Below are 24,972 nucleotides of genomic sequence, written 5' to 3'. Positions count from 1 at the left end.
GTCAAAGATCCAGATCGACCATGACGGGAACATGGTCGCTGGGCTTGGGTTCCCAGCCGCGCGCCTCACGCAGGGCCATCTGGCCCTTCAGCTTGCCGGCCAGCGGCGGGGTGACCCAGATATGATCCAGCCGCCGCCCCTTGTTGGAAGCGTTCCAGTCCGCGGCGCGGTAGGACCACCAGCTATAAAGCTTCTGGTCGGCCGGCACGAAATGGCGCACGGCATCGACCCAGTCCAGGCCGGCCTGGACGCTGCCCAGCTTCTCCACCTCGATCGGCGTGTGGGACACCACGTCCAGAAGCTGCTTGTGCGACCAGACATCATGTTCCAGCGGGGCGATGTTCAGATCGCCCACCAGCACCATGGGGCGGTCCCTGCTGCGCGTGGCGGCGAACCAATCGCGCATCTCGTCCAGGTACTGGAGCTTGTGCGCGAACTTGTCGTTCAGCGCCGGATCGGGAATGTCGCCACCGGCCGGCACATAGAAATTATGCACCTCCAGCCCGCTTTCCAGCGTGGCCATGACGTGGCGGCAATCCTCTTTGCCGCAGCTATGCCGGATCTCCTGCCCCCGGAAGGGCAGGCGCGACAGGATCGCGACGCCGTTATAGCTTTTCATGCCGTTGATATGCTGGTGGATATAGCCGCGGTCGGCAAAGGCGCCGCGTGGAAAGGCATCGTCCACCACCTTGGTTTCCTGCAGGCACAGGATGTCGGGGGCATATTCGTCCAGCAGCTTCATCACCAGATCGATGCGAAGACGGACGGAATTGATGTTCCAGGTGGCGATACGCACGGGCGGCAACCTTTGTCCAGGGCGGTGATCTTATCCGCAAAGAGCTTTAGGCGGGCGGGCCGCCCCTGTCCAGACCGGCGATTGGCCGGAACCGGACGGGATTGCCGCCCCTGTCGCAGGCGTGATATCGCTTGGCGCACGCGGCCACGGCCGCGCCGGGCCGTGATGTCATGCCCGCCATCGTCCAGCACCCCGGATCATGACCCCTGCCCGCCCCCGCCCCGCCATATCCGCCACCCTGATCGGGATGGCGTTCCTGGCCTTTGTCAGCCTGGGCCTGCCCGACGGGCTGCCGGGCGTCACCTGGCCCTTCATCCGGGAAAGCTTCGACCGGCCGCTGGGCAATCTCGGCATCCTGCTGGTCTGCGCCACGGGCGGCTATCTGTTCAGCGGGCTGGCCGGGGGCAGCATCGTGCGGCGTACCGGCCTGGGGCTGGTGCTGGTTCTGTCCAGCCTGGCCATGACGCTTTCCCTTCTCACCTATGCCCTGTCGCCCTCCTTCCATGTGCTGATACCGGCGGCCGTGCTGGGCGGGCTGGCCAGCGGGGCCATCGATACGGGCATCAACCTGTACGGGGCGCGGCGCTTTTCCCCCCGCGTCATGAACTGGTTGCACGGGTCCTGGGGGCTGGGGGCCACGGCGGGGCCGCTGCTGGTGACGGCGGCCATCACCACGGGGGCCGGCTGGCGCTGGGGTTATGGCGTGATCGCGCTGATCATGGCTGCCATGTCGGTGATGTTCCTGGCGACCATGCGGCGTTGGGGGGAAGGACGCGGGGGGGCCGGCGGCGGTGACGGCACCACGCCCGTGGCGCCCTTCACGGCGGCCCTGCGCCATCCGGTGATCTGGCTGAACGCCGCCCTGTTCATGGTCTATTGCGGGGTGGAGATGGCGGCCGGCCAGTGGCTGTTCACGCTGCTCACCCGCCAGCACGGGATCGAGGTGGGGATGGCCGGCACCATCGCCGGCCTTTACTGGGGATCGCTGACCTTCGGACGGCTGGTGTTCGGCCAGGTGACGGCTCGTGTGCGGCCCCTGACGGCGCTGCGCATCGGGCTGGGCATTGCCCTTTTCTGCGCGCTGCTGTTCGCCTGGTTCCCCACGCCGGCTGTGGGCATGGCGGCGGCGCTGGGCCTTGGCTTCGGACTGGCCCCCACCTTTCCCATGCTGGTGTCGCTGACGCCTATCCGCGTGGGCGATGCCATCGCCCCGCATGCCGTGGGGTTCCAGATGACGGCGGCCGGCACGGGTGCGACCGTGCTGCCGGGCCTGCTGGGCTGGCTGGCCCAGCATCTGGGCCTGATCGTCCTGCCCCTGTGGCTGGTGGCCGGCATGGTGATCCTGATCGCCCTGCAGGAATTCACCGAACGGGTCGTGCGCCGGCGGGCCCTGGCCGCGTCGCGCGCGGCGGCTTCGGCCTGAGCCGCCACCGGATGGCGGCATATACGGGTTGCAGGAATGGTGGATGCGCCGGGGCGGCCGCACCTTTATCATTCTGTCCCGTTGGTGCCCGTTTTTGTAATCTTTTATCGCGCACCGTCTTTTATCGTGAACCGGTTGAAGGAAGACCCCCGTGCCGCAGCTTCGTTCCCGCAAGAGCACTCATGGCCGCAACATGGCCGGCGCCCGTGGCCTTTGGCGCGCTACCGGCATGAAGGACGAGGATTTCGGCAAGCCCATCGTGGCCATTGCCAATTCCTTCACCCAGTTCGTACCCGGCCATGTGCATCTGAAGGATCTGGGACAGCTTGTGGCCGGCCAGGTGGAGGCGGCCGGCGGCGTGGCCAAGGAATTCAACACCATCGCGGTGGATGACGGCATCGCCATGGGCCATGACGGCATGCTCTATTCCCTGCCCTCGCGCGAGGTGATTGCGGATGCCGTGGAATACATGGTCAACGCCCATTGCGCCGATGCGCTGGTCTGCATCTCCAACTGCGACAAGATCACGCCCGGCATGCTGATGGCCGCGCTGCGCCTGAACATCCCCACCATCTTCGTGTCGGGCGGCCCGATGGAGGCCGGGAAGGCCAATGTCAAGGGCAAGGACATCGCCATCGACCTGATCGACGCCATGGTCGCCGCAGCCGATGACAAATATACCGATGAGGAGGTGCAGGTCATCGAGCGGTCGGCCTGCCCCACCTGCGGTTCCTGCTCGGGCATGTTCACGGCCAATTCCATGAACTGCCTGACGGAGGCTCTGGGCCTGGCGCTGCCGGGCAACGGCACCGTGGTGGCCACCCATTCGGCCCGCCGCGCCCTGTTCGAGGAAGCGGGCCGCCGCATCGTCGGCCTGGCCAAGCGTTATTATGAGGGGGACGACGAGGGCGTGCTGCCCCGGTCCATCGCCAGCTTCAAGGCATTTGAGAACGCCATCGCGCTGGACATCGCCATGGGCGGGTCGACCAACACGGTGCTGCATCTGCTGGCCGCCGCGAACGAGGGCGAGGTGGATTTCACCATGGCCGACATCGACCGCCTGTCGCGCCGCGTGCCCAACATCTGCAAGGTGGCTCCCGCCGTGGCCGATGTGCATATCGAGGATGTGCATCGGGCCGGCGGCATCATGTCCATCCTGGGCGAGCTGGCCCGCGGCGGCCTGCTGCACACCGATGTGCGCCGCGTCGATGCCGACAGCCTGGCCGACGCACTGGCCCGCTGGGACGTGGCCGTCACCGACAATCCCGAGGTGCATCAATTCTTCAAGGCGGCACCCGGCGGCGTGCGCACCACCATCGCCTTCAGCCAGTCCAGCCGCTATCACGACCTGGACCTGGACCGGGCCGGGGGCGTGATCCGGTCGGTCGGCAACGCCTTCAGCAAGGATGGCGGCCTGGCCGTGCTGTTCGGTAATCTGGCGGTGGATGGCTGCATCGTGAAGACGGCGGGCGTCGACGCCTCCGCCCTGGTCTTCGCCGGCCCCGCCCGCGTGTTCGAAAGCCAGGATGCGGCCGTCAGCGCCATCCTGGGCAACCGCATCAATGCGGGCGATGTCGTGCTGATCCGCTATGAAGGGCCCAAGGGCGGGCCCGGCATGCAGGAGATGCTGTATCCGACCAGCTATCTGAAGTCCAAGGGGCTGGGCAAGGTCTGCGCGCTGATCACCGATGGCCGCTTCTCCGGCGGCACGTCGGGCCTGTCCATCGGGCATGCCAGCCCCGAAGCCGCGGAGGGCGGCACCATCGGCCTGGTGGAGGAAGGCGACCGGATCGAGATCGACATCCCCAACCGCCGCATCCATCTGGCCGTGCCGGATACCGAACTGGCCCGCCGCCGCGACGCGATGGAGGCCAGGGGCCTGGACGCCTGGCAGCCGGCGGCCCCCCGGGAACGCCATGTCAGTCAGGCGCTGAAGGCCTATGCCGCCCTGACCACCTCGGCGGCCCGCGGCGCGGTGCGCGATGTCAGCCAGCTCAACCGCCGCAAGTAATACTATTTTGCGGTGACCAGAACCTATTGGTTCTGGTCACCGCCCTCAATTGCCGGCGCCAACATTCGTTGGCTTGGCTGCGCCGCACGAGCGGCGCGGCGGCAGTCGCCGCCGGACCAACTTGCGATGAGTTCTACTCATCGCAAGTTGGTATAACGCTTCGGCCGGGTTAGGGCTTCGGCCGGGTGCCCCCGGACGTCTGCCGGATGTCAGGGAGCGCCCTGTCCGCCCGTCACGGGCGGCAGGCCGATGGCGGTCAGTTCCCGGTCCAGAAGCCGCCATTGTTCTTCCGCCGGCCAATGGTCGCGGTCGAAGAATGCCTGGGTGGCCACCCCATGGACCAGGATCAGCAGGCGGCGCGCCCCGGCCCGCGCCTGCGCCTCGTCCAGCCCGTGATCGGCCAGCAGCGCGGCGAGCCGGTCGGTGATCTGACGGGTGACCCGCTTCTGTTCGGCGGCAAAGGCCGGGTTGGCGATGGCCATGGACCAGAAGGTGACCCAGACCCGCCAGTTGCCCCGCTGGTCTGCCGTCAATGGCAGCAGGGCCGCGAGATAACCGCGCAGCCCGCCCCCTTCCGGCGCCGTCAGGGCCGCTTCCATCCGCTGTCGTGCCCGCATCAGCGTGGACCGGTAGGTGTGGGACAGCAGGTCGGCCCTGGATGTGAATAAATGGCTGATGATGGCCGTGCTGTAGCCGGCGGCCCGTGCCACGTCGCGCACCGTCACCGCGTCGATCCCCCGGCACGTGATTAGCTCGGCCGTCGCTTCTGCCACGGCGCGTCGGCAGGCTTCGTGATCCACCACAGCCGGCATCGCAGTTCCTGTAACGCTGGTTATATCAGACATTCGTTATACAACGGGTGTCGGACAACAATGCCGTCCGGGGAACCAGGATGGAAGGCCGGAACCTGTCCGTCAGACATGGTGTCCACCCCGCAGTAAACCCCTGTTCCGGGCGGGGCCTTGCTGCTATGGTGGCGCCCCCTCCGGCCAGCCGGCGGGGGAGATTGTCGCCAACAGCAACGTTTCCGGACATCGCCCTTGCGTGGGATATTTCCGGGGACGACAACCAACCGGACCCAGGATGAAGATCACCATCGAACGTGCCGCCCTGCTTCGCTCCCTCGGGCATGTGCAGAGCGTTGTCGAACGGCGTAACACCATCCCGGTCCTGTCCAACGTGCTGTTGCGGGCGGAAAACAGCGAATTGTCGCTGATCGCCACCGACATGGATCTGGAGATCGTGGAGAGCGTGCCGGCGGAGATTGCCCGGCCCGGATCGGCCACGGCCCCCGCCCACACGCTCTATGACATCGCCCGCAAGCTGCCGGACGGCAGCCAGGTGGAGCTGGATGCCACGGGGGACGTGCTGACGCTGCGGTCCGGCCGGTCGAAGTTCCAGCTTGGCACGCTGCCCGTGGATGATTTCCCGCAGATGACGCAGGGTGATCTGGCGCACCGATTCGAACTGCCGGTATCGGCCCTGAAGGCGCTGATCGACCGGACGAAGTTCGCCATCAGCACCGAGGAGACCCGGTATTACCTGAACGGCATCTATGTGCATGCGCCCAAGCCCAAGGGCGGGGAAGGTACCGCCCTGCGCGCCGTGGCCACCGATGGTCACCGCCTGGCCCGGGTGGAGGTTCCCCTGCCGGAGGGGGCGGCCGCCATCCCCGGCGTGATCGTGCCGCGCAAGACCGTGCTGGAAGTGCGCAAGCTTCTGGACGAGGTGGCGGGCAATATCCTGGTGCAGCTTTCCGAAACCAAGGTGCGCTTCGCCTTCGACAGCATCGTGCTGACCAGCAAGCTCATCGACGGCACTTTCCCCGATTATGAGCGGGTCATCCCGGCCGGCAACGACAAGGTGCTGGAGGTCAAGGCCAAGGAATTTGCCGCCGCCGTCGACCGCGTCGCCACCATCTCCACGGAGAAGTCGCGGGCCGTGAAGCTGGCGCTGGGCGCCCAGACGCTGACCCTGTCGGCCAGTTCCGCCGATGCCGGTTCCGCCACGGAGGAACTGGAGGTCGCCTATGACGCGGCCCCGATGGAGATCGGGTTCAACAGCCGTTACCTGCTGGACATCACGGGCCAGATCGAAAGCGACAAGGCCCGGTTCCAGATGGCCGACGGCGCCTCGCCCACCATCGTCAGCGATGCCGATGACGCCTCCGCGCTCTACGTGCTGATGCCGATGCGCGTGTGACAAGGGGCTTTGCGGGGGCTTTGCAGCCGGAGCCGGGGTGGCCCGCTGGCGGCCGGCGGATGCATGTTCTGCCGGCTGAACCCCACCCCCTTCCGGCGGCCTCCCGAATGACAAGGTCATGAGCCTTCCCAGCCTGGCCGTCACCCGCCTGACGGTGACCCGTTTCCGGTCCTATGCCAGCGCGCGTCTGGAATGCGATGCGCGGCCTGTCGTGCTGACGGGGGAGAATGGCGCCGGCAAGACCAATATCCTGGAAGCCGTCAGTTTCCTGGCGCCCGGCCGCGGCATGCGCCGGGCCAAACTGTCGGAGGTCGAGCGTGTGGGCGACAGCGCGGCCGCCGACTGGACCGGCGGTCCCGGCTGGGCCATCGCGGCCAGTGTGGCGACGGCCGCCGGCCCGGTGGAGATCGGCACGGGCCGCGACCCCGGCGCGGGGGAGAGCGAGCGGCGGCTGGTCCAGATCGATGGCCGGCCCGCCAGGGGCCAGATCGCGCTTGCCGACCATATCTGCGTCGTCTGGCTGACCCCGCAGATGGACCGCCTGTTCCTGGAAGGCTCGGCGGGGCGCCGGCGCTTCCTGGACCGGCTGGTCTTCGGTTTCGATCCCGGTCATGCCGGACGGCTGACCAAGTACGAGAATGCGATGCGGGAACGCTCCCGCATCCTGCGCGACGGGCCCGTCGATCCCGCCTGGCTCGGCACGCTGGAAGGCCAGATGGCGGAAATGGGCGTCGCGGTCGCCGCCGCGCGTGCCGATATGGCAAGGCGTCTGGAAGTGGCGGCGGCGCAGGGGGTGGGGCCCTTTCCGGCCCCCGGCATCGCCATGACGGGGGCCATCGACGCCCTGCTGGCCGGCCGGCCGGCGCTGGAAGCCGAAGAGGCTTTCCGCAGGGCCCTGGCCGAGGGAAGGCGGGTGGATGCCGTGGCCGGCGGTGCCACCATCGGCCCGCACCGTTCCGACCTCTCCGTCACCCATCGCGCCAAGGACATGCCCGCCGAGCTGGGCAGCACGGGCGAGCAGAAGGCGCTGCTGATCGCCATCGTGCTGGCCAACGCCCGGCTGATGCGGGCGGAAACGGGCAAGGCCCCGCTGCTGCTGCTGGACGAGGTGGCCGCCCATCTGGATGAAGGCCGCCGCCTGGCCCTGTTCGACGAGATTCTGGCCACCGGCAGCCAGGCCTGGATGACGGGCACCGATGCCGCCATCTTCCGCCCGCTGGGGGCGTCCGCCACCCATGTCACGGTCGCGCAATCGCGGCTGTGCCATGCGGAATTCTGACAGCGATAATACGCTTTTACCCCTGTTCAACGGTACTTTCTGCTACACTCCGGCACCATGACGAATACCGAACACACCCCCTCCGCCACCCCCTCCGTTTCCGCCGCTGCCGAGGAATACGGGGCCAGTTCCATCAAGGTGCTGAAGGGGCTGGACGCCGTCCGCAAGCGCCCCGGCATGTATATCGGCGACACCGATGACGGGTCGGGCCTGCACCACATGGTGTATGAGGTCGTGGACAATGCCATCGACGAGGCGCTGGCCGGCCACGCGGACAAGGTTGAGGTCTGCCTGAACGCCGACGGATCGGTCACCGTGCGGGACAATGGGCGCGGCATCCCCGTGGGTATCCACGAGGGGGAGGGCGTGTCGGCGGCAGAGGTCATCATGACCCAGCTGCATGCCGGCGGGAAATTCGACCAGAACAGCTACAAGGTATCCGGCGGCCTGCATGGGGTGGGCGTGTCGGTGGTGAACGCGCTGTCGGAAATCCTCGACCTGCGCATCTGGCGCCAGGGCCGGGTCTGGGAAATGCGTTTCGCCCATGGCGACGCCACGGCCCCGCTGGCCGATGTCGGCCCCGCACCCCTGATTGCCGACGGCAAGCGCGCCGGTCAGGTCCTGACGGGGACGGAGGTTACCTTCCTGCCGTCCAAGGCCACCTTCACCAGGACCGAGTTTGATTTCCAGACGCTGGAACACCGGCTGCGGGAGCTGGCCTTCCTCAATTCCGGCGTGCTGATCGTCTTCACCGACGCGCGCGGGGTGGAGCCGAAGACGGTCGAACTGTTCTACGAGGGCGGGCTGGAGGCGTTCGTCGCCTATCTGGACCGGTCCAAGACGGCCCTGCACAAGCCCGGCATCTATACCAAGGGGGAACGCGCGTCGGAGGCGGGCGTGCCCATCGGTGTGGAAGTGTCGCTTCAGTGGAACGACAGCTATCACGAGACGACGCTGTGTTTCACCAACAACATCCCGCAGCGCGACGGCGGCACCCATCTGGCCGGCTTCCGCGCCGCATTGACCCGCACGGTCAACAAATATGCGGAAGAAAGCGGCATCCTGAAGAAGGAGAAGGTGGCGCTGTCGGGCGACGACATGCGCGAAGGCCTGACCTGCATCATCTCCGTCAAGGTGCCGGACCCCAAATTCTCCAGCCAGACCAAGGACAAGCTGGTCTCGTCCGAAGTGCGTCCGGTGGTGGAGGCGATCTGCGCCGATGCGCTGTCCACCTGGTTCGAGGAGCATCCCGGCGATGCCCGCAAGATCGTGGGCAAGGTGGTGGAAGCCGCCGCCGCGCGCGAGGCGGCCCGCAAGGCGCGCGAACTGACCCGCCGCAAGGGGGCCCTGGACATGGCCAGCCTGCCCGGCAAGCTGGCCGATTGCCAGGAACGTGATCCGGCCCTGTCCGAACTGTTCATCGTGGAGGGGGATTCGGCCGGCGGGTCGGCCAAGCAGGGCCGGTCGCGTCAGAACCAGGCCATCCTGCCGCTGCGTGGCAAGATCCTGAACGTGGAGCGGGCGCGCTTCGACAAGATGCTGTCCTCGGCCGAAATCGGCACGCTGATTGCCGCACTGGGCACCGGCATCGGGCGTGACGAGTTCAATATCGAAAAGGCGCGCTACCACAAGATCATCATCATGACGGACGCCGACGTGGACGGCGCCCATATCCGCACCCTGCTGCTGACCTTCTTCTACCGGCAGATGCCGGACATCATCGAAAAGGGTTACCTGTACATCGCGCAGCCGCCGCTTTACCGCGTGAAGCGCGGCACGGCCAAGGAACGTTACCTGAAGGATGACCGCGCGCTGGAGGATTACCTGATCAACCAGGGCACGGACGATGTCTTCCTGGTCGCCCCCGACGGCAATGCCAGGGGCGGCGACGAACTGCGCGGTCTGGTCGAACAGGCCCGCGCCGCCCGGTCCGCGATCCAGGCCCTGTCGCGCAAGGCCGGGAACCGTGACGTGGTGGAACAGGCGGCCATTGTCGGCGCCCTGTCGCTCCGCCTGCTGGACGACCCGGCGCGTACCGCGCTGCTGGCCGACCGGGTGGCCGAGCGGCTGAACATCCTGGCCCGCGACCGCGCCCTGGCCATGGGCGACAGTGTGGCCAGCGATGCCACGCCGGCCGCCATCGGCGGCTGGCAGGGCACGGCGGACGCCGACGGCATCGTGCTGCTGCGCACGCGCCGCGGCGTGACCCATCGCCATGTGCTGGATGCCGACCTGCTGAAAAGCGTGGAGGCAAGGCGGCTGGACGCCATGCAGGATTATCTGTCGACCACCTATGGCATCGCCGGAACGCTGCGCCACCGGGTGAAGGACCTGCGGCTTGTCACCGGGCCATCCTCTCTGTTCGAGGGGGTGATCGACCAGGGGCGCCATGGCATGACCATCCAGCGCTATAAGGGCCTGGGCGAGATGAACCCCGACCAGCTGTGGGAAACCACGCTGGACCCGGCCGTCCGCTCGCTTCTGCAGGTCAAGGTCAACCATGCCGATGATGCGGAGGATGTGTTCAGCACCCTGATGGGCGACGTGGTGGAACCCCGCCGTGCCTTCATCCAGGAAAACGCGCTGAAGGTGGCGAACCTGGACGTCTGACCAGCGGCGGGCGGGAATGGGCCGCAGGCGGCCCGGGCTGATTGCCCGCACAGGCGCAAATTCGGATGACAGAACAGGTGTCCCGCGACCGGGACGGCTGTGGCAAGGATGATGGCAGATGGCGAACGGCTGGTCCGAAGGGTATATGGCGGAAACCAACTATACCCATGGCTTTTACCGGGAGCTGAGCCCGAGCCTGCTGGCCGTCGCGGCCCTTGCTGCCAACCAGACGGCCCCCGATCCGGCCAAGCCGCTGACCTATTGCGAGCTGGGCTGCGGACAGGGGGTCACGGTGAACCTGCTGGCCGCCGCCAACCCTGATATCCAGTTTTATGCCAATGATTTCAATCCGTCGCAGATCGCCGATGCCCAGGCGCTGGCGGCGGAGGCCGGTACGGCCAATATTCATTTCCTGAATGACAGCTTTGCCGAGATGGCGGCGCGCACGGACCTGCCGGATTTCGACATCATTGTCCTGCACGGCATCTATAGCTGGATCAGTGCCGAGAACCGGCGCCACATCGTGGCATTCATCGCCCGGCGGCTGAAGGTCGGCGGGCTGGTCTATATTTCCTACAACACCCTGCCGGGCTGGGCGGTGATGCTGCCCCTGCAGCGGCTGCTGATGGATCAGCCCCTGGGTGGCGATATACCGGTCCTGGCCCGGATCGAACAGGCGTTGAAGGCCGCGGAAACGCTGGCCGATGGCAATGCCCGATATTTCCAGGCCAATCCCGGTGTCGCCGCCCGGATGAAGCAGATCAGGACCCAGCCGCGCGCCTATGTCGCCCATGAATATTTCAATCGGCACTGGACCCCGATGTACCATGCGGACGTCGTGGAGGATTTGGCGGCGATCAAGCTGACCTGGATCGCGACGGCGCGTCCCCTCGACGGGATCGATAATCTGCAATTCACTACGGAGCAATTGGCTCTGCTGAACAATGTGGAGAACAGGACGCGGCGCGAGGGGCTGAAGGATTACATCCTGAACCAGCAATTCAGACGCGACCTGTTCGTGAAGGGGCCCATACCCCTTCATGGTCTCCGCAGCGAGACGATATGGCGGGAAACACCCTTCGTCCTGACGGTTGGCGAAGCCAGCCTGCGGGATCTGAAGATCGCGACCCCGATGGGTGAGTTGAGCGCCAGTTCTTCGATCTTCCCGCCCATCATCCGGCATCTGGCCACCGGTCCCGTCACGGCGGGGGAACTGGCGGCTGCGCTCCCCCAACTCTCCTTCGGACAGATCTGCCAGACCCTGACCATTCTCGCCTCTCAGGATAATGCGCATCCCTGCGTCGCGCCGGAAAAGGCTGCTGCGGCCAAGCCGCACACCGATCGTTTCAACCGGGCCGTGCTGGCGCGGGCCCGGTTCTCCGCCGATATCGGTGTGCTGGCCTCTCCCCTGACCGGGGGCGGCTTCCTGATGGATCAGATGACCCAGATGCTGTTCTCGGCCCATCTGGCGGGCGTTGACGCCGTGGCATCGGTCTGGAGCCATATGCGCGCAAGCAACCAGCGCTTCTCCCAGGACGGCCAGATGATCGTGGAGGAGGAGGCCAATATCGCCGAACTCCGCCGTCGCGACGCCACGTTCACGAATGAGACCTGGCCGGTCCTGAAAAGGCTTCAGATCGTCTGATACCAGCTTGTGATACCAGCTTGCGATGAGTGGAATTCACCGCAAAACGGTATGATATGCCCCCCGACGTCCTGGCCGTCGCCCGGCATCATACCCGGCGGAACAGGTCCAGCAACCGTCGGGCGGCGGCGCCCGGCGTGATCGCACCGGCGGCCGTTGCGGCTTCCAGCCCCGGCAATTCGGCGCGGACCGCCCCGTCCGCCTGGAACGCGGACAGCAGGTTCTCGCGGATCTCGTTCCACATCCAGGCCCGGGCCTGATCGGCGCGGCGGCGGTCGATATCGCCGCTGTCATCCAGGATGCGGCGATAATCGCCGATGCTGTCCCAGACCCCGTCGATACCGGCATTGTTCAACGCCGAACAGGACAGAACGGGCACCCGCCAACTGGCATTGGCCGGGCGCAGCAGGGCCAGCGCATGACGATACTCAGCCACGGCGTGGCGTGCGGCATTGGCCAGATCGCCATCGGCCTTGTTGACGACGATCATGTCGGCCAACTCGACAATGCCCTTCTTGATGCCCTGAAGCTCGTCCCCGCCCGCCGGCGGCAGCAGCAGCAGGAACAGGTCGACCATGTCGGCCACCGCTGTTTCCGACTGCCCCACGCCGACGGTTTCGATGATCACGACGCCGAAGCCGGCCGCCTCCACCAGCAGCATCGCCTCGCGCGTGCGCCGGGCCACGCCGCCCAGCGTGGCCCCGGCGGGTGACGGACGGATGAAGGCGCGGGTGTCGCGCGACAGCATCTCCATCCGGGTCTTGTCGCCCAGGATCGATCCGCCCGTGCGCTGGCTGGTCGGGTCGATGGCCAGCACGGCAACCTTGTGCCCCTGGCCGATGACATGCAGGCCGAACGCCTCGATGAAGGTCGATTTGCCGACACCGGGCACGCCGGAAATGCCCACCCGCACCCCCTTGCCGGTATGGGGCAGCACGGTGGCCAGCAAGGATTCCGCCTGGGCGCGGTGATCGGGCCGCGTGCTTTCCACCAGCGTGATGGCCTGTGCCAGGGCGCGGCGGTCGCCGGCCAGGACGCGGTCGGCCAGATCGGCAACGGGCAGGGCATCGGGCATCGGGGGCCTCCTGTCATCGGACGGGCGCCATGCGGCGGCGGGCGGGGCGCGTAATGTGGCGCGCCGCATCGGCCTAGTCAAATCGCATGGGGGATGCGGAACATGCATCCACCTTTGTACATGGCCGTCTGTGTGGGTTTTCCCGGCACAGCACCTGTGTTCTGCTGGGCAAGTCGCAAACCGTGCCGACGGATCGCCCCATGGTCATTTCCGCCGCCAGTACCAGCAGCAATGCCGCGATCGGCCCGGCCCGGCCCGTCGCGCTCCCGCCGCTGCGCCATTGGCTGGCCCGGCTGTTCCGCCGCCGGGTGCGGGCCTGCCCGCCGCTGGCCGGTGTCGCGGCCCGCATCAATGAACAGGTTTTGGCCGTCACATCCGTGAACGGGGCCGGTTTCAGCGTGCTGGGCTATCGCGGCCTGCTGAACCCGCAGGACCGGTTCAGCTTCACGCTGACCCTGGACGGGCTGGATATTGCCGGTGATGCGGTCGTTGCCTGGCGCCGGGATGGGCGCCGCGATGGCGGCATGGGCATCGCCTTCTACGGCCTGTCCGCGGCCGAACGCGGACGGCTTGCACAATGGCTGACCGGTCGGGATGGCTGAACGCCGTGGCGGCTGGCCGGCCCGGCACCGCCGTCATCGCCGATGATAGTGCCGTTCACGGCACCGCGGCGGCACGGCGCCGGTCGCGCGCGATGTCCAGGAACACATCCTCCAGATTGCCGCGCCCGTAGCGGGCCAGCAGGTCGGCCGGCGTGCCGCGGTCCACGATGCGCCCGCCCTTCATCATCAGCACCCGGTCGCACAGCCGCTCCACCTCCGCCATGTTGTGGCTGGCCAGCAGGATGGTGGCGCCCGTGCGCGCCCGGTAGCGTTCCAGGAAGCCGCGCACCCAGTCGGCCGTGTCCGGGTCCAGGCTGGCCGTCGGCTCGTCCAGCAGCAGCAATTCCGGATCGTTCAGCAGCGCCTTGGCCAGGGCCACGCGCGTCTTCTGCCCCGCCGACAGGTTGCCGGACGGGCGCGACAGGATGGACACCAGGTCCAGTTCCTCCGCCATGCGGCCGATCCGCTGCTTCAGGCCCGTCAGCCCGTACAGATGACCATAGACGGTCAGGTTCTCCCGCACGGTCAGCCGGTGGGGCAGATCGACATAGGGGCTGGAAAAGTTCATCCGCGGCAGCACGCGATACCGTTCCGTCAGCATGTCATGGCCCAGCACCCGGACGATCCCGTCCGACGGCAGCAGCAGGCCCAGCAGGATGGAGATGGTGGTCGTCTTGCCGGCGCCGTTGCCGCCCAGCAGCGCGACCGTGCTGCCTGCCGGCACATCGAAACTGATGGCGTCCAGGGCTTTATGGGCGTCGAACCTTTTGGTCAGGCCTTCGACATGGATGGCGGGAACGGCGGAACGGTCATCGGGCGGCATGGAACGTCGTATGGCCTTCTGGCGGGCGGGAACGTAGAGTGCGGGGCCCCGTCTTGGTGGTTACCGGTTGAGCATGGGATATAGGGATGAGCGAGGCAATCACCAACAGCACAACGCCCCGGCCGGCCCCGCATCTGGCCGCGTCGGAAGGCCGCGTCAGCGCCCGGACCCTGATCACCATCCGCTGGATCGCGGTGGCGGGCCAGTTCGCGACCCTGACCACGGTCATGACCCTGTTCGAGTTCGACCTGCGGCTGGTGCATGCCCTGGCGGGGGTCGCGGTGTCGGTCCTGATCAATCTGCATGCTGCCCGGCGGCTGGCGGCCCATCCCTTCCTGGGCGACCGCGAGGCGGTGCTCTACCTTGCCTATGACATGGTGCAACTGGCCGTCCTGCTCTATCTGACGGGCGGGCTGGACAATCCGTTCGCGGTGCTGATGCTGGCACCGCTGACCGTGGCGGCCAGCACGCTGGGCCGCAATGCCGTCATCCTGCTGACGGCGCTGGCCGTGGCCTGCTTCACGGGGCTGGCGCTGGCCGCCTTGCCGCTGCCCTGGCCGGGGGCGGAGCCGGCGGGGCTGCCGGCGCTCTACCGGTTCGGGGTATGGGCGGCGCTGACCCTGTCGGCGGGCTTCATCGCCGCCTATCTCTATCAGGTGGCCGACGGTGCCCGCCGCCTGTCGGCCGCACTCAACGCCAGCCAGGATGCGCTGGCCCGGGCGCAGCGTGTTTCGGCGGTGGGCGCGCTGGCCGCCGCCGCCGCGCACGAACTGGGCAGCCCGCTGGGCACCATCGCCGTGGTGGCCAAGGAACTGGCCCGCGACATTCCGTCCGACAGCCCCATCGCGGAGGATGTGGCCCTGCTGCAAAGCCAGGTCGCCCGTTGCCGCGACATCCTGGCCGAATTGTCGCGGCGGCCGGGCGATCGGGGCGGGGCGGAACCCATCGTGCCGCTGGCCGCGCTGATCGAAACGACGGCCAGCCCCTATGCCCGCCACGGCATCGATCTGGTCATCGATACAGTGGGGGAACCGGAAGACGGGGCCCCCCAGGTGCAGTCGGTGCCGGAAATGGTGCATGGGCTGGCCAATATCCTTCAGAACGCCATGCAGTTCGCCGCGTCCCGCGTGACGGTCACGGCCGATTGGGCGCCGCCGGGCCTGACGCTCACGGTGCGCGACGATGGGCCGGGATATCCGCCCACGCTGGTCGGCCGGCTGGGCGAACCCTATGTCAGCGGGCGCAATCCCCAGGCGCGCGAAGCGGCCGGGAACATGGGGCTGGGCCTGTTCATCGCGCAGACCCTGCTTGAACGTTCCGGGGCCACGGTCCGATACGCCAATGGCAAGTCGGGCGGCGCCGTGGTAGCCATCCGCTGGAAACATCCTACATTCACCGTGTAGAAACCTTTGCTGATCTAGAAGAGCCCAACCGAAAAAGGGGGGACCCCGTGATGACGGACCAATCGCTGGAAACGGCGGAGCAGCCGAAGCTGACCTTCACCGGCGATGCCTCGCGCAGCCTGCTGATCGTCGATGACGACGCGCCCTTCCGCACCCGCCTGGCCCGGGCCATGGAACGGCGTGGCTTCGATGTGGTGGCCGTGGATGGCGTGCATCTGGGGATCGAGGTGGCGCATGAAAGCGCACCGCGCTTCGCCGTCGTGGATCTGCGCCTGGGCGACGGCTCGGGCCTGGACGTGGTCAAGGCCCTGCGCGATGCCCGGCCCGATGCCCGCGTCGTCATGCTGACCGGCTATGGCAATATCGCCACGGCCGTGGCCGCCGTGAAGTTCGGCGCCGTGGATTACCTGCCCAAGCCCGCCGATGCCGATGCCGTGGAAGCGGCCCTGCTGACCGATGGTCCCCTGCCCCCGCCGCCGGAAAGCCCGATGTCGGCCGACCGCGTCCGCTGGGAGCATATCCAGCGCGTTTTCGAACAATGCGACCGCAACGTGTCCGAAACGGCCCGCCGTCTGAAGATGCATCGCCGCACCCTGCAGCGCATCTTGAACAAGCACGCGCCCAAGGCCTGATACCGCCCTGCGATCCGTCCCGTTCATCGCGGTCCGGTCGGGCAGGGTGGCGCCTGATAGGTGGGCGACCGCCGGTCCGCACATAAAAAAAGCCCCGGCGAAAGCCGGGGCCACGAAGGTCAGGGAGGAGAAGCAGGGAGCTCGTATACCGGTAACGGCTGACGTGCCGTGCCGTTCCCGACATCTCCATGAAACCCCTCAAAAATGTTCGCGATTGGACCCGTGCGGGGACAAACGAAGACAATATGGCGGCCCCGCGCCGTATCGCCGCCATATTTCCGCCGGCTGTGGACGGGGGGCGCCCGGCCAAACGGGGCGTCATACTGCGTTGCGGTGACCAGAACCTGTTGGCTCTGATCACCGCCCTCAAATGCCGGCGCCAACATCCGTTGGCTTGGGCACGCCGCACGAGCGGTGCTGTGGCGGTCGCCGCCGGACCAATTTGCGATGCGTTCCACTTACCGCAATCTGGTATCATTCCCCGCGCAACAGGCGCCGGATGGCCCGGGCCAGCATCTCATACGGGTCTTCGCCCCGGTCACGGGCCGCGCGCTTCACCTGGTCCTGAAAGCCGCGGTCGGCCGCCTGGCGCCGCATCCGCTCCACTTCCGCCTGCCGGATGCGCCCGTCCAGTTCACCGGCGGCCGGCGGTACGGGCGATGCTGCCGGCGGCTGTCGTGAAGGGGGGCGGCGGACGGCCATGCGGGTGTCCCCCTATCCACCCTCATTCCCCGACATAGGTCGTGCCGGAACCGGTATTGCGCACATTGGCCTGGCCCTGATGTCGGGCGATATAGACATTGCCGGATCCGCTGGCCGAAATGCGGGGATCGTGCGCCGTGCCGTTGAACTCGAACTTGCCGGACCCGGTCAGGGTAAGCTGCAGGGGTTCGGCATCACCCTCCCCGATGCTGACGCGGCCGGCGCCGGGGAAATCCGCCTTCACGGCCCCGTTGACGCGGCCGATATCGATTTCTGCCTGGCCCGGCAGCGACAGGGTCAGCCCGTCATTGACCCGGCCCAGCGACACGGTGCCACGGCCCCGCACCTCGATCTGTGCGGTTTCCACCCGTTCCACCGACAATTCGCCCATGCCGGAAACGCCGAACCGCAACGGCCCGTCAACGCGCTGCACGGAAACCGATCCCCGTTCCTGGATATCGACCGACAGGGCATCGACCCGCTCGGCCGAAATGTCGCCGCGCTTCAACTGCACGGTCAGCTTGCCGCCCGACCGGCCGCCGACATTCAAGTCACCGGTCAGGCCGACCACGGTCAGGTCCCCCTTGTCCGGCATGGTCAGGTTGATTTCCGCCGGCCGGCCACCCTCGATCGCCCGTACCGTCAGCACCCCGTCGCGGACCTCGGCATTCATGCCGCCGCCTTCCACCTCCAGCCTGACCTTGCTGGCACGGCTGGACCGTTCGACGGTGATGTTGCCGGTGATGTTGGCGAACTGCACGCCCTTTGGCGCGTCGAAGCTTTGCAGGAAGCTGCCGCCTTCCGGGTCGCTGTTGATGTTCACGCCGGTGCCGCCACCCGCACCGGATGCGGCGCCGGACGCGGCGGCGACCCCCATTTCAGCGATGCGCAGGGCGCCCTGGGCGATGGCCGGCATCTCCCGCCCCTCGGCCTGAAGGCGCTCGCGCGCCTCGGCCAGGCCGCGCTGGGCTTCCGCCAGCCCTTGCTGTGCGGCGCGCAGCGCCTCCATGCGCGTGGCATCCATATCGACGCCGCGCATGGCCTCCTGCACGGCCCGCTCGATCTCCGCCGGATCCACATTCGCCCGCACATCGGGGCTGCGCGGGGCGGCCGGCATCGGGGGCAAAGGGGGCATCGGCGGAGCGGGCGGTATCGGGGCGACGATCCGGAAAGGCGAGTTGCCCTTGTCACCCGCGTCGCCGGCCAGCACGCTCCACCCCATGACGCCCAAGGCGACCAGGATGGCGGCGATGCCGCCCGCCGGTATGCCCGGGGTAAGGCGCGGCCGGCCTGAAGGGCTGGGCGGCGGGTTGCTGGACAGGGTGCCATCCATGGGTCGCTTCCTGTGTCTCATCGCTTCCGGTATCTCGCCTTGGGACTATGCGGCTGCCCGGTGCCCCCTGTCCGCCGCATTTGCAGGGGGGTTACAAATTTCCGCGCGCTGTAACCGATGATAGCGCGCCTGTTACCGTCGCTTAACTCTTCATACGCCAGCCCGATGCATAAAGCCGTGTCGCCAGCGCATAGAGCAGCACGATGCTGGCCAGAAGGAACAGGGCCGACAGGGCGGGGGATTGTGACGCGGCCCCCAGCATGCCGTGCCGGAACCCCTCCATGGCGTGATAGATGGGGTTCAGCTTCACGATCGTGGCCAGCAGGGGCGGCATGGCGTCCACCGGCGCGAACAGGCCCGACAGGAAGGAGAGCGGCGTGAACAGGAAGGTGAAATAGGCCGAGATATGGTCCCATTTCGTGCTGGCCAGCCCGCACAGAAGACCGCACAGCGCCATGAACAGCGCCCCCGCCAGGGCGAAACCCAGGGCCATCAGCGGATGCTCCACCGGCAGCGGCCAGAACAGCAGGGAAGCGAGCCAGACCACCAGCCCGCTGCCCATGCCCGCCACCACACCGGCCAGCAGATAGGCCGGCACCGTTTCCCGCGCGCCGATGGGGGCCATCAGCTCGTCGATGATATGGCCTTCGATCTTGCTGTATAGCAGCATGAAGCCGCCATTTTCCGCCGCGCGCAGCAGGATGGACAGCATGATCAGGCCCGGCACCAGATAGGTCAGCACGGCATCGCCATGCGGCGTGCCCCGCTGCGGTCCCAGCCCGAACAGGAAGCAGACGAAATAGATCATGGCCATCAACGCCGGCGCGATCAGGAAGGCGGCGGCCATCTTGACCATGCGCCGCAGTTCCCGCTGGCATAATGTGGCGAAGGCGACCCAGTGGAATGGCGGCACCCGCCGGTCGATGCCGGCATTGAAGGCCCCGGCCGGGCGGTGGCCCTGATCCATCGACATGAAAGGCGCGCTCCTGGTCCGGTTGCGGCCGTCAGGCCTTCAGCTTGTATCCGCGGGCGATCATGCGCCAGGCGACAAGGCCCAGCAGCAGGTTGATGCCCAGCATCACCAGGATGCCCGTGCCCAGCGTGCCGTCCGTCTGGCCGATGAAGCCATAGCGGAACCCGTCGATGAAATAGAAGAACGGGTTCAGATGGGCGATGAAACGGAAGGTCGGTGGCACGCTTTCGATGGAATAGAAGGTGCCCGACAGAAACGACAGGGGCGTGACGATGAAATTCGTCACCACGGCCATATGGTCGAACTTGTCGGCCCAGATGCCGCCGATCAGGCCCAGCAGCGCCAGCAACGAGGCGGCGGCCACGCCATGGAACAGGATGAACCCGATCGAATGCACCGTCAGCGGCACGAACAGCGTGATGGCCAGCGCCGTCACCAGCCCCACCATGGCCCCGCGCACCACCCCGCCGATGACATAGGCCGCCGTCAGTTCCAGGGCCGAAATGGGCGGCATCAGCACATCGACGATGTTGCCCTGCACCTTCGACACCAGGACGGAGGAGGAGGAATTGGCGAAGGCGTTCTGCGCAATGGCCATCATGATCAGGCCCGGCGCCAGGAACAGCAGGAAGGGCACATCCCCCACCGTCCGCACCACGCCCCCCAGGGCCAGTGCGAACACGGCATAGAACAGCAGCGTGGTGACCACCGGTGCCGCCACGGTCTGGACCCAGACCTTCAGGAACCGGTGGATTTCCTTGCGGATCAGCGTGGCTAGGCCGATCCAGTTGACGGCGCCGACATGGCGGGGCATGGGGATTGTCGGTTGCGACATGGGACGGTCGGAACTTTCGTGTCGGATCGCGGGCCGGGAACCGGCAGCGTTTCGGGGGACAGTATACGGGCAGCACGCCGTCGGCAACGCTACCCCGTTCAGCAGGGGCATGGCAGTGACGGACGACACGCGCAAGACGGCCGGCGGTCAGAAGGTGAAACGGGTGACCCCGGCCTATCTGGACCGGGCTGCCCTGCATTACCTGGAACGGTTCGCCAGTTCCGCCGCCAATCTGCGCCGTGTGCTGTTGCGCCGGGTCGATGCGTCGGCCCGTGCGCATGGCACCGACCCGGCAGAGGGCCGGGAATGGGTGGAGGCGCTGATCACCCGTTACCAGTCCAGCGGCCTGCTCAACGATACGCTCTATGCGGAGATGAAGGCATCCGGTCTGCAGCGCCGCGGCGGGTCCACCCGCACGATCCGGCAGAAGCTGCTGGCCCGGGGGCTGGCGGAGGAACAGGTCACTGCCGCCCTGTCCGGCCTGGAAGGATCGCAGGACGGGCAGGCCGATCTGATGGCCGCCATCGCCTATGCCCGCCGTCGCCGGCTGGGCGCCTTCCGGCCCGACCGCGACGGCACGGGCACCGCACGGGAAGACCGCCGCAACAAGGATGTCGCGGCCATGGCCCGGGCGGGATTCGATCTGGAAACGGCGCGGCGTGTCATCGACGCCGATGATCCGGAAGGGCTGGCACCCTGACGGGCGGCGCCCTGTCACCGGCCGCCTGTCTCAGCAGACCGGTTTCAGCAGCGGTTTCACAGTGATGGTTTCACAGTGAAGGTTTCACAGTGATGGTTTCACAATGGCGGTTTCAGGGAAGGGCGGGGGCTCATGCCCCCCAATAGCGCACCTTGCCCGTATCGACATGCACGAAGCCGGATTTCGAATAGATGCCGACGCCACCCAGGCGCAGGCCCGCGGCTTCCTGCCGGATGCGGGCCAGCTGCCGGCCCGGCATGGTGATGTCGATGGCCTTGCCGACCATGTGCAGGCTCTTGGTCGCCACCCCGTCGGACTTCGACGCCAGCATGGCGTTGGTCTTGGGGCAGCGATAGCCGGAAATGACATGGAACGGGTCGTCGCTGCGCAGCCGCTGGCGCAACTGGAACAGCAGGTCCATCAGCTTGGGGTCCATCGTCCCAACCTCGCCCGTGCGCCAGTCCCGCAGCATCTGGTTGATGTCGGACAGGGCGCCCTTGTCATAGGTGCCGTTGGCGTAATAGGTGACCCGCAGCTTCTCCTTCGTGTGCAGCGACATGAAGGACAGGGACCGGCGCGCGGCATTGACCGACGCGGCGTCGGCGGGGCTGGTCAGGATGGTGGGGGCCGCGATGGCCGCTCCGGCGCCCAGGAAAAGACCCCCCAGGCCGCGCAGGAAACCGCGCCGGCCGGACATCTCGTTCAGGGCGAGGGGGTCACTGTGAGAGGGAGCTGTTCCGGCGGCGGATGAAAGGTCCGCACCGCTTTCGATGGTCAGGTCGCCAGTGGGTCGGTCGCCAATGGGTCGGTCGGTCTTCAGCGGCCGTGCCACCATGCCCCCAATCTCCTCAAACGCTGGACGGCACCCCCTGCGTCCGTTGCGCCGGGGACACTCTCTTTCGCAATGTCATCGAATGTTCCCGCGCCACAAGCAGGACACAATTGCACTCATGGCAGAACAGCCGGACCGGTGCAAGGGGGAAATGCCCGGTCCGGCCGGTGGTTCAAAGGGGATCGGCCGGGGTCTGGCCCGGTGCCGATCCGCCGGGCGCCATGCGGGCCTCGGCCTCCACAGCGTCCCATTTCACCTGGGAAGCGCGCATCGCGGTGGCCAGCTTGCGATCGCGGCCATAGATGTCGGAGCGGAAATGGGTGCTTCCATCGTCGGCAACGAAGGCTGTGACATATGAGATATGGATGGGGATCGGCTGCTTCAGGCGCACCACCGTGCGCTGGCCGCTGGCCAGGGCGGTATCCAGCCGGGCGCGGGGCCAGTCGACCGTGCCGGTCAGCCGCAGTATGGTTTCCGCCACGTCGAACGGATGCTCCACCCGGATGCAGCCATGGCTGAAACTGCGGCTGGCGCGGTTGAACAGGCTCTTGGCCGGCGTGTCGTGCAGATAGACGTCGAACTGGTTGGGGAACATCATCTTGATGCGCCCCAGGCTGTTATGGTCGCCGGGTTTCTGTCGCACGCGGTAAGGCAGGCTGGTCATATGGGCCCAGTCCAGCGAGGCGGGATTGATGGGTACGGCCGTTTCCGACCAGTCGGACAGCAGCTCGTACCCGTGCGCGGCAAGATAGGAGGGGTCGCGCCTGGCCTTGGGGAATATCTCCTTGCGCACGATGCTGCTCGGCACGTGCCAGTAGGGATTGACCTCCAGATAGCTCATGTTGCGGGAAAAGACCGGCGTGCGGGTCGAACTGGCCCCCACCACGACCCTGGCCTCGTGGACCACATTGCCCTGGTCGAAGATGGACAGGTGGAAGGCGGCCAGATTGACCAGGATATAGGCCCGGCCCATATCCACGGGCATCCAGCGCCAGCGTTCCATGTTCAGCGCGATCTGGGCCACCCGCTGGTCGGCCGTGATGTTCAGCGCCAGCAGGGTCTGCCGGCCCAGCACCCCGTCGGGCTCGAGCCCGTGACGCTGCTGAAAGCGCTTCAGGGCCGCCACCGTGGCATCATCGAAGAAATCGGCATCGGCCGGAACCGGGGCGCCGGCCGGCAACTCGCCCGTGACGCGCAGCCGGGCCCTGAGGGCCGGCAGGCGCGGATCGCTGTTGCCGGGCTTCAGCGAGGCATCGGCCGGGGGCACGGGCTTCCAGCCGCCCGCGGCGGCCAGTTCGCGATAATGCTGCAGGGCGGTTTTCAGCCGCTGATACTCGGCCCGGCGCGGGGGCAGGCCCGCCAGTTCCGCAGCGGGGTCCTCCACCCCGGTCAGCCGGTTCAGCAGGGCCAGCGGGTCGATCTCGCGCTTTTCGACGTAAAGCTCGCTGTCAATCGACATGGGCGCCAGCCGGCCCGTGGCCAGGTCGCGGCCGTAATCCAGCGCGCCGTGCGACAGGAGCACTTCCAGTTCGGCCAGCGCATCGGGGCTGTCGCCGCGCTCCATCAGGTTGCGGATACGGGCCACACCGTAATCGGCGGGGTTCAACCCTTCCGAGGGCGCCTTCTGCAGCGCGACCAGCAGCAGGCCGGCACGGGCCGTGGGCCGGCCCTCCTCGATCCAGGCGGGCCTGTACTGGCGCTGTTCATAGAAGCGGTCCAGCGTCAGCAGGTCCTGGCTGTCGCGGTCGGTTTCCGGCGTGCCGATACCGCCGGTCAGCCTTTGCTGCAGGGCCTGGGTGAAATCCCTGGCGCCAACGGGGGCCGGGCTGGAAAAGGACAGCAGGACGGCCAGCAGCCCGGCCCCGACACAACGCCATGCAACAGAACGCACCCTCATCTCCGCCGGCTGTTCCGCAATCGCAACAGCCTAGCATCGGTGGGGCTGGTTGGTACAGGTGACCGTCCGGCCAAGCCGGTACTACGCCCGATGGCCGCCCCCGATGATCAACCCGTCGGCGGGTGATCATCGGGGGCGGCCATCGGGGGCAGCGGTTGATCACCGTGTCGGGCGCGGGGTCGGGCCGGAATAATCGTAGAAGCCACGGCCGACCTTGCGGCCCAGCCAGCCCGCCTCGACATATTTCACCATCAGCGGGCAGGGGCGGTACTTGCTGTCGGCCAGCCCTTCATAAAGGACCTGCATGATGGACAGGCAGGTGTCCAGGCCGATGAAGTCGGCCAGTTCCAGCGGGCCCATGGGATGATTGGCGCCCAGCTTCATGGCCGTGTCGATGGCCTCCACCCCGCCCACGCCCTCGTAAAGGGTATAGACGGCTTCGTTGATCATCGGCAGCAGGATGCGGTTGACGATGAAGGCCGGAAAATCCTCCGCGATGGCGGCCGTCTTGCCCAGCTTGACCGTCAGCGCCTTGATGGACTGGAAGGTCTCGTCATCGGTGGCGATGCCGCGGATGATCTCCACCAGCTGCATCACCGGCACCGGGTTCATGAAATGCATGCCGATGAACCTGGCCGGCCGGTCGGTGGCGGCGGCCAGACGGGTGATGGAAATGGAACTGGTGTTGGTGGCGATGATGGCCGTGGGCGACAGGTTCGGCACCAGCGCCTTCAGGATCATGCGCTTGACCTCTTCGGCCTCCGTCGCCGCCTCGATCACCAGATCGCTGTCATGGAAGACGGACAGGTCCGTGCCCGTGACGATGCGGGCGAGTGCGGCATCCTTGTCCGCTTCGGACAGCTTGCCCTTGGCGACCTGCCGGTCGAGGTTCCGGGCGATGCCGGCCACCGATTTGGTGAGCTGTTCGGCATTGATGTCCGACAGGACGACCGACAGGCCGGCCACGGCGCATACCTGCACGATGCCGCTGCCCATCTGACCGGCCCCGATCACGCCCACTTTCTCGATCATCGCAAGTCCCCATGAAGGGTTGGAAGCCAGAAGAACCCCCCATGCGCGGGGGGATAGTCCAATGTCGCACGGGCCGGACCCGACCGTCCCGCAAGACATTTGTCACATAATGATTATCGACAGGGGGGGCGCGGCCGGTTCCCGTCTTCCGGGCACCCGGCCGCTTT

At 67.1% G+C, this 24,972-nt stretch carries 21 protein-coding genes; 10 read left to right on the top strand and 11 right to left on the bottom strand.

The features are described from left to right. Window position 1: 1 nt before the first annotated feature. Window positions 2-796, bottom strand: a complete 795-nt coding sequence (gene xth / locus ACM9LZ_RS18275) for an exodeoxyribonuclease III (RefSeq protein ID WP_416620947.1) — start codon at window positions 794-796, stop codon at window positions 2-4. 199 nt (window positions 797-995) lie between these two features. Here xth and ACM9LZ_RS18270 point away from each other — a divergent pair, with 199 nt between their 5' ends. Then, window positions 996-2,219 carry an MFS transporter gene (locus tag ACM9LZ_RS18270; RefSeq protein ID WP_416620946.1) on the top strand — a complete coding sequence of 408 codons (1,224 nt, stop codon included), beginning with the start codon at window positions 996-998 and terminating at the stop codon, window positions 2,217-2,219. A 151-nt stretch (window positions 2,220-2,370) separates the two neighbouring features. Further along, window positions 2,371-4,230 (top strand): dihydroxy-acid dehydratase, encoded by a 1,860-nt coding sequence (gene ilvD, locus ACM9LZ_RS18265; protein WP_416620945.1) that lies wholly within the window; start codon window positions 2,371-2,373, stop codon window positions 4,228-4,230. Between the two features lie 209 nt (window positions 4,231-4,439). Here ilvD and ACM9LZ_RS18260 read toward each other — a convergent pair whose 3' ends face one another. Then, a complete protein-coding gene (locus ACM9LZ_RS18260; RefSeq protein ID WP_416620944.1) occupies window positions 4,440-5,042 on the bottom strand; it encodes a TetR/AcrR family transcriptional regulator in 603 nt (200 codons plus the stop codon). A gap of 271 nt (window positions 5,043-5,313) precedes the next feature. Here ACM9LZ_RS18260 and dnaN point away from each other — a divergent pair, with 271 nt between their 5' ends. From dnaN to ACM9LZ_RS18240, 4 genes are all read left to right on the top strand, one after another. Next, window positions 5,314-6,432 carry a DNA polymerase III subunit beta gene (gene dnaN, locus ACM9LZ_RS18255; RefSeq protein WP_416620943.1) on the top strand — a complete coding sequence of 373 codons (1,119 nt, stop codon included), beginning with the start codon at window positions 5,314-5,316 and terminating at the stop codon, window positions 6,430-6,432. A gap of 118 nt (window positions 6,433-6,550) precedes the next feature. Then, window positions 6,551-7,711, top strand: a complete 1,161-nt coding sequence (recF, locus tag ACM9LZ_RS18250) for a DNA replication/repair protein RecF (RefSeq protein ID WP_416620942.1) — start codon at window positions 6,551-6,553, stop codon at window positions 7,709-7,711. Window positions 7,712-7,768: 57 nt separating this feature from the next. After that, window positions 7,769-10,321, top strand: a complete 2,553-nt coding sequence (gyrB, locus tag ACM9LZ_RS18245) for a DNA topoisomerase (ATP-hydrolyzing) subunit B (RefSeq protein WP_416620941.1) — start codon at window positions 7,769-7,771, stop codon at window positions 10,319-10,321. Between the two features lie 118 nt (window positions 10,322-10,439). After that, entirely contained in the window at window positions 10,440-11,966 is a 1,527-nt protein-coding gene (locus ACM9LZ_RS18240) for a class I SAM-dependent methyltransferase (RefSeq protein WP_416620940.1), read from the top strand. A gap of 88 nt (window positions 11,967-12,054) precedes the next feature. On the opposite strand, the gene meaB is transcribed toward ACM9LZ_RS18240, so the two are convergent. Further along, window positions 12,055-13,041 (bottom strand): methylmalonyl Co-A mutase-associated GTPase MeaB, encoded by a 987-nt coding sequence (gene meaB, locus ACM9LZ_RS18235; RefSeq protein ID WP_416620939.1) that lies wholly within the window; start codon window positions 13,039-13,041, stop codon window positions 12,055-12,057. A gap of 200 nt (window positions 13,042-13,241) precedes the next feature. On the opposite strand from meaB, the gene ACM9LZ_RS18230 reads away from it, so the two are divergent. After that, window positions 13,242-13,643, top strand: a complete 402-nt coding sequence (locus ACM9LZ_RS18230) for a PilZ domain-containing protein (RefSeq protein ID WP_416620938.1) — start codon at window positions 13,242-13,244, stop codon at window positions 13,641-13,643. Between the two features lie 55 nt (window positions 13,644-13,698). Here the strand turns inward: ACM9LZ_RS18230 and ACM9LZ_RS18225 are convergent, their stop codons facing one another. Beyond that, a complete protein-coding gene (locus ACM9LZ_RS18225) occupies window positions 13,699-14,466 on the bottom strand; it encodes an ABC transporter ATP-binding protein (RefSeq protein WP_416620937.1) in 768 nt (255 codons plus the stop codon). A gap of 86 nt (window positions 14,467-14,552) precedes the next feature. Between ACM9LZ_RS18225 and ACM9LZ_RS18220 the strand changes: the two genes are divergently transcribed. Together ACM9LZ_RS18220 and ACM9LZ_RS18215 are read left to right on the top strand one after the other, a co-directional pair. After that, window positions 14,553-15,869, top strand: a complete 1,317-nt coding sequence (locus tag ACM9LZ_RS18220) for an ActS/PrrB/RegB family redox-sensitive histidine kinase (RefSeq protein WP_416620936.1) — start codon at window positions 14,553-14,555, stop codon at window positions 15,867-15,869. Window positions 15,870-15,919: 50 nt separating this feature from the next. Next, the gene (locus ACM9LZ_RS18215) at window positions 15,920-16,501 is read left to right on the top strand and encodes an ActR/PrrA/RegA family redox response regulator transcription factor (RefSeq protein ID WP_416620935.1); all 582 of its coding nucleotides are present in this window, start codon (window positions 15,920-15,922) and stop codon (window positions 16,499-16,501) included. A 474-nt stretch (window positions 16,502-16,975) separates the two neighbouring features. Here the strand turns inward: ACM9LZ_RS18215 and ACM9LZ_RS18210 are convergent, their stop codons facing one another. From ACM9LZ_RS18210 to ACM9LZ_RS18195, 4 genes are all read right to left on the bottom strand, one after another. Next, window positions 16,976-17,203: a hypothetical protein gene (locus ACM9LZ_RS18210; RefSeq protein WP_416620934.1), complete on the bottom strand. Its 228-nt coding sequence runs from the start codon at window positions 17,201-17,203 to the stop codon at window positions 16,976-16,978. Between the two features lie 22 nt (window positions 17,204-17,225). Further along, window positions 17,226-18,536 (bottom strand): GIN domain-containing protein, encoded by a 1,311-nt coding sequence (locus tag ACM9LZ_RS18205; protein WP_416620933.1) that lies wholly within the window; start codon window positions 18,534-18,536, stop codon window positions 17,226-17,228. A 142-nt stretch (window positions 18,537-18,678) separates the two neighbouring features. After that, window positions 18,679-19,509 carry an ABC transporter permease gene (locus ACM9LZ_RS18200; protein ID WP_416620932.1) on the bottom strand — a complete coding sequence of 277 codons (831 nt, stop codon included), beginning with the start codon at window positions 19,507-19,509 and terminating at the stop codon, window positions 18,679-18,681. Window positions 19,510-19,540: 31 nt separating this feature from the next. Then, window positions 19,541-20,344: an ABC transporter permease gene (locus tag ACM9LZ_RS18195; RefSeq protein WP_416620931.1), complete on the bottom strand. Its 804-nt coding sequence runs from the start codon at window positions 20,342-20,344 to the stop codon at window positions 19,541-19,543. A 115-nt stretch (window positions 20,345-20,459) separates the two neighbouring features. On the opposite strand from ACM9LZ_RS18195, the gene ACM9LZ_RS18190 reads away from it, so the two are divergent. Beyond that, window positions 20,460-21,044, top strand: a complete 585-nt coding sequence (locus tag ACM9LZ_RS18190) for a regulatory protein RecX (RefSeq protein WP_416620930.1) — start codon at window positions 20,460-20,462, stop codon at window positions 21,042-21,044. A gap of 130 nt (window positions 21,045-21,174) precedes the next feature. On the opposite strand, the gene ACM9LZ_RS18185 is transcribed toward ACM9LZ_RS18190, so the two are convergent. The 3 genes from ACM9LZ_RS18185 to ACM9LZ_RS18175 form a co-directional block, all read right to left on the bottom strand. Beyond that, window positions 21,175-21,879, bottom strand: a complete 705-nt coding sequence (locus tag ACM9LZ_RS18185; RefSeq protein WP_416620929.1) for a peptidoglycan L,D-endopeptidase MepK — start codon at window positions 21,877-21,879, stop codon at window positions 21,175-21,177. A gap of 169 nt (window positions 21,880-22,048) precedes the next feature. Continuing rightward, window positions 22,049-23,767, bottom strand: coding sequence for a L,D-transpeptidase family protein (locus ACM9LZ_RS18180; protein WP_416620928.1), 1,719 nt, complete (start codon window positions 23,765-23,767; stop codon window positions 22,049-22,051). Between the two features lie 165 nt (window positions 23,768-23,932). Continuing rightward, window positions 23,933-24,805: a 3-hydroxybutyryl-CoA dehydrogenase gene (locus ACM9LZ_RS18175; protein WP_416620927.1), complete on the bottom strand. Its 873-nt coding sequence runs from the start codon at window positions 24,803-24,805 to the stop codon at window positions 23,933-23,935. Window positions 24,806-24,972 lie beyond the last annotated feature (167 nt).

It is taken from the genome of Niveispirillum fermenti (genome assembly GCF_048066175.1).
Classification (GTDB): domain Bacteria; phylum Pseudomonadota; class Alphaproteobacteria; order Azospirillales; family Azospirillaceae; genus Niveispirillum; species Niveispirillum fermenti.
This window is presented reverse-complemented; position numbering and strand designations above follow the sequence as displayed.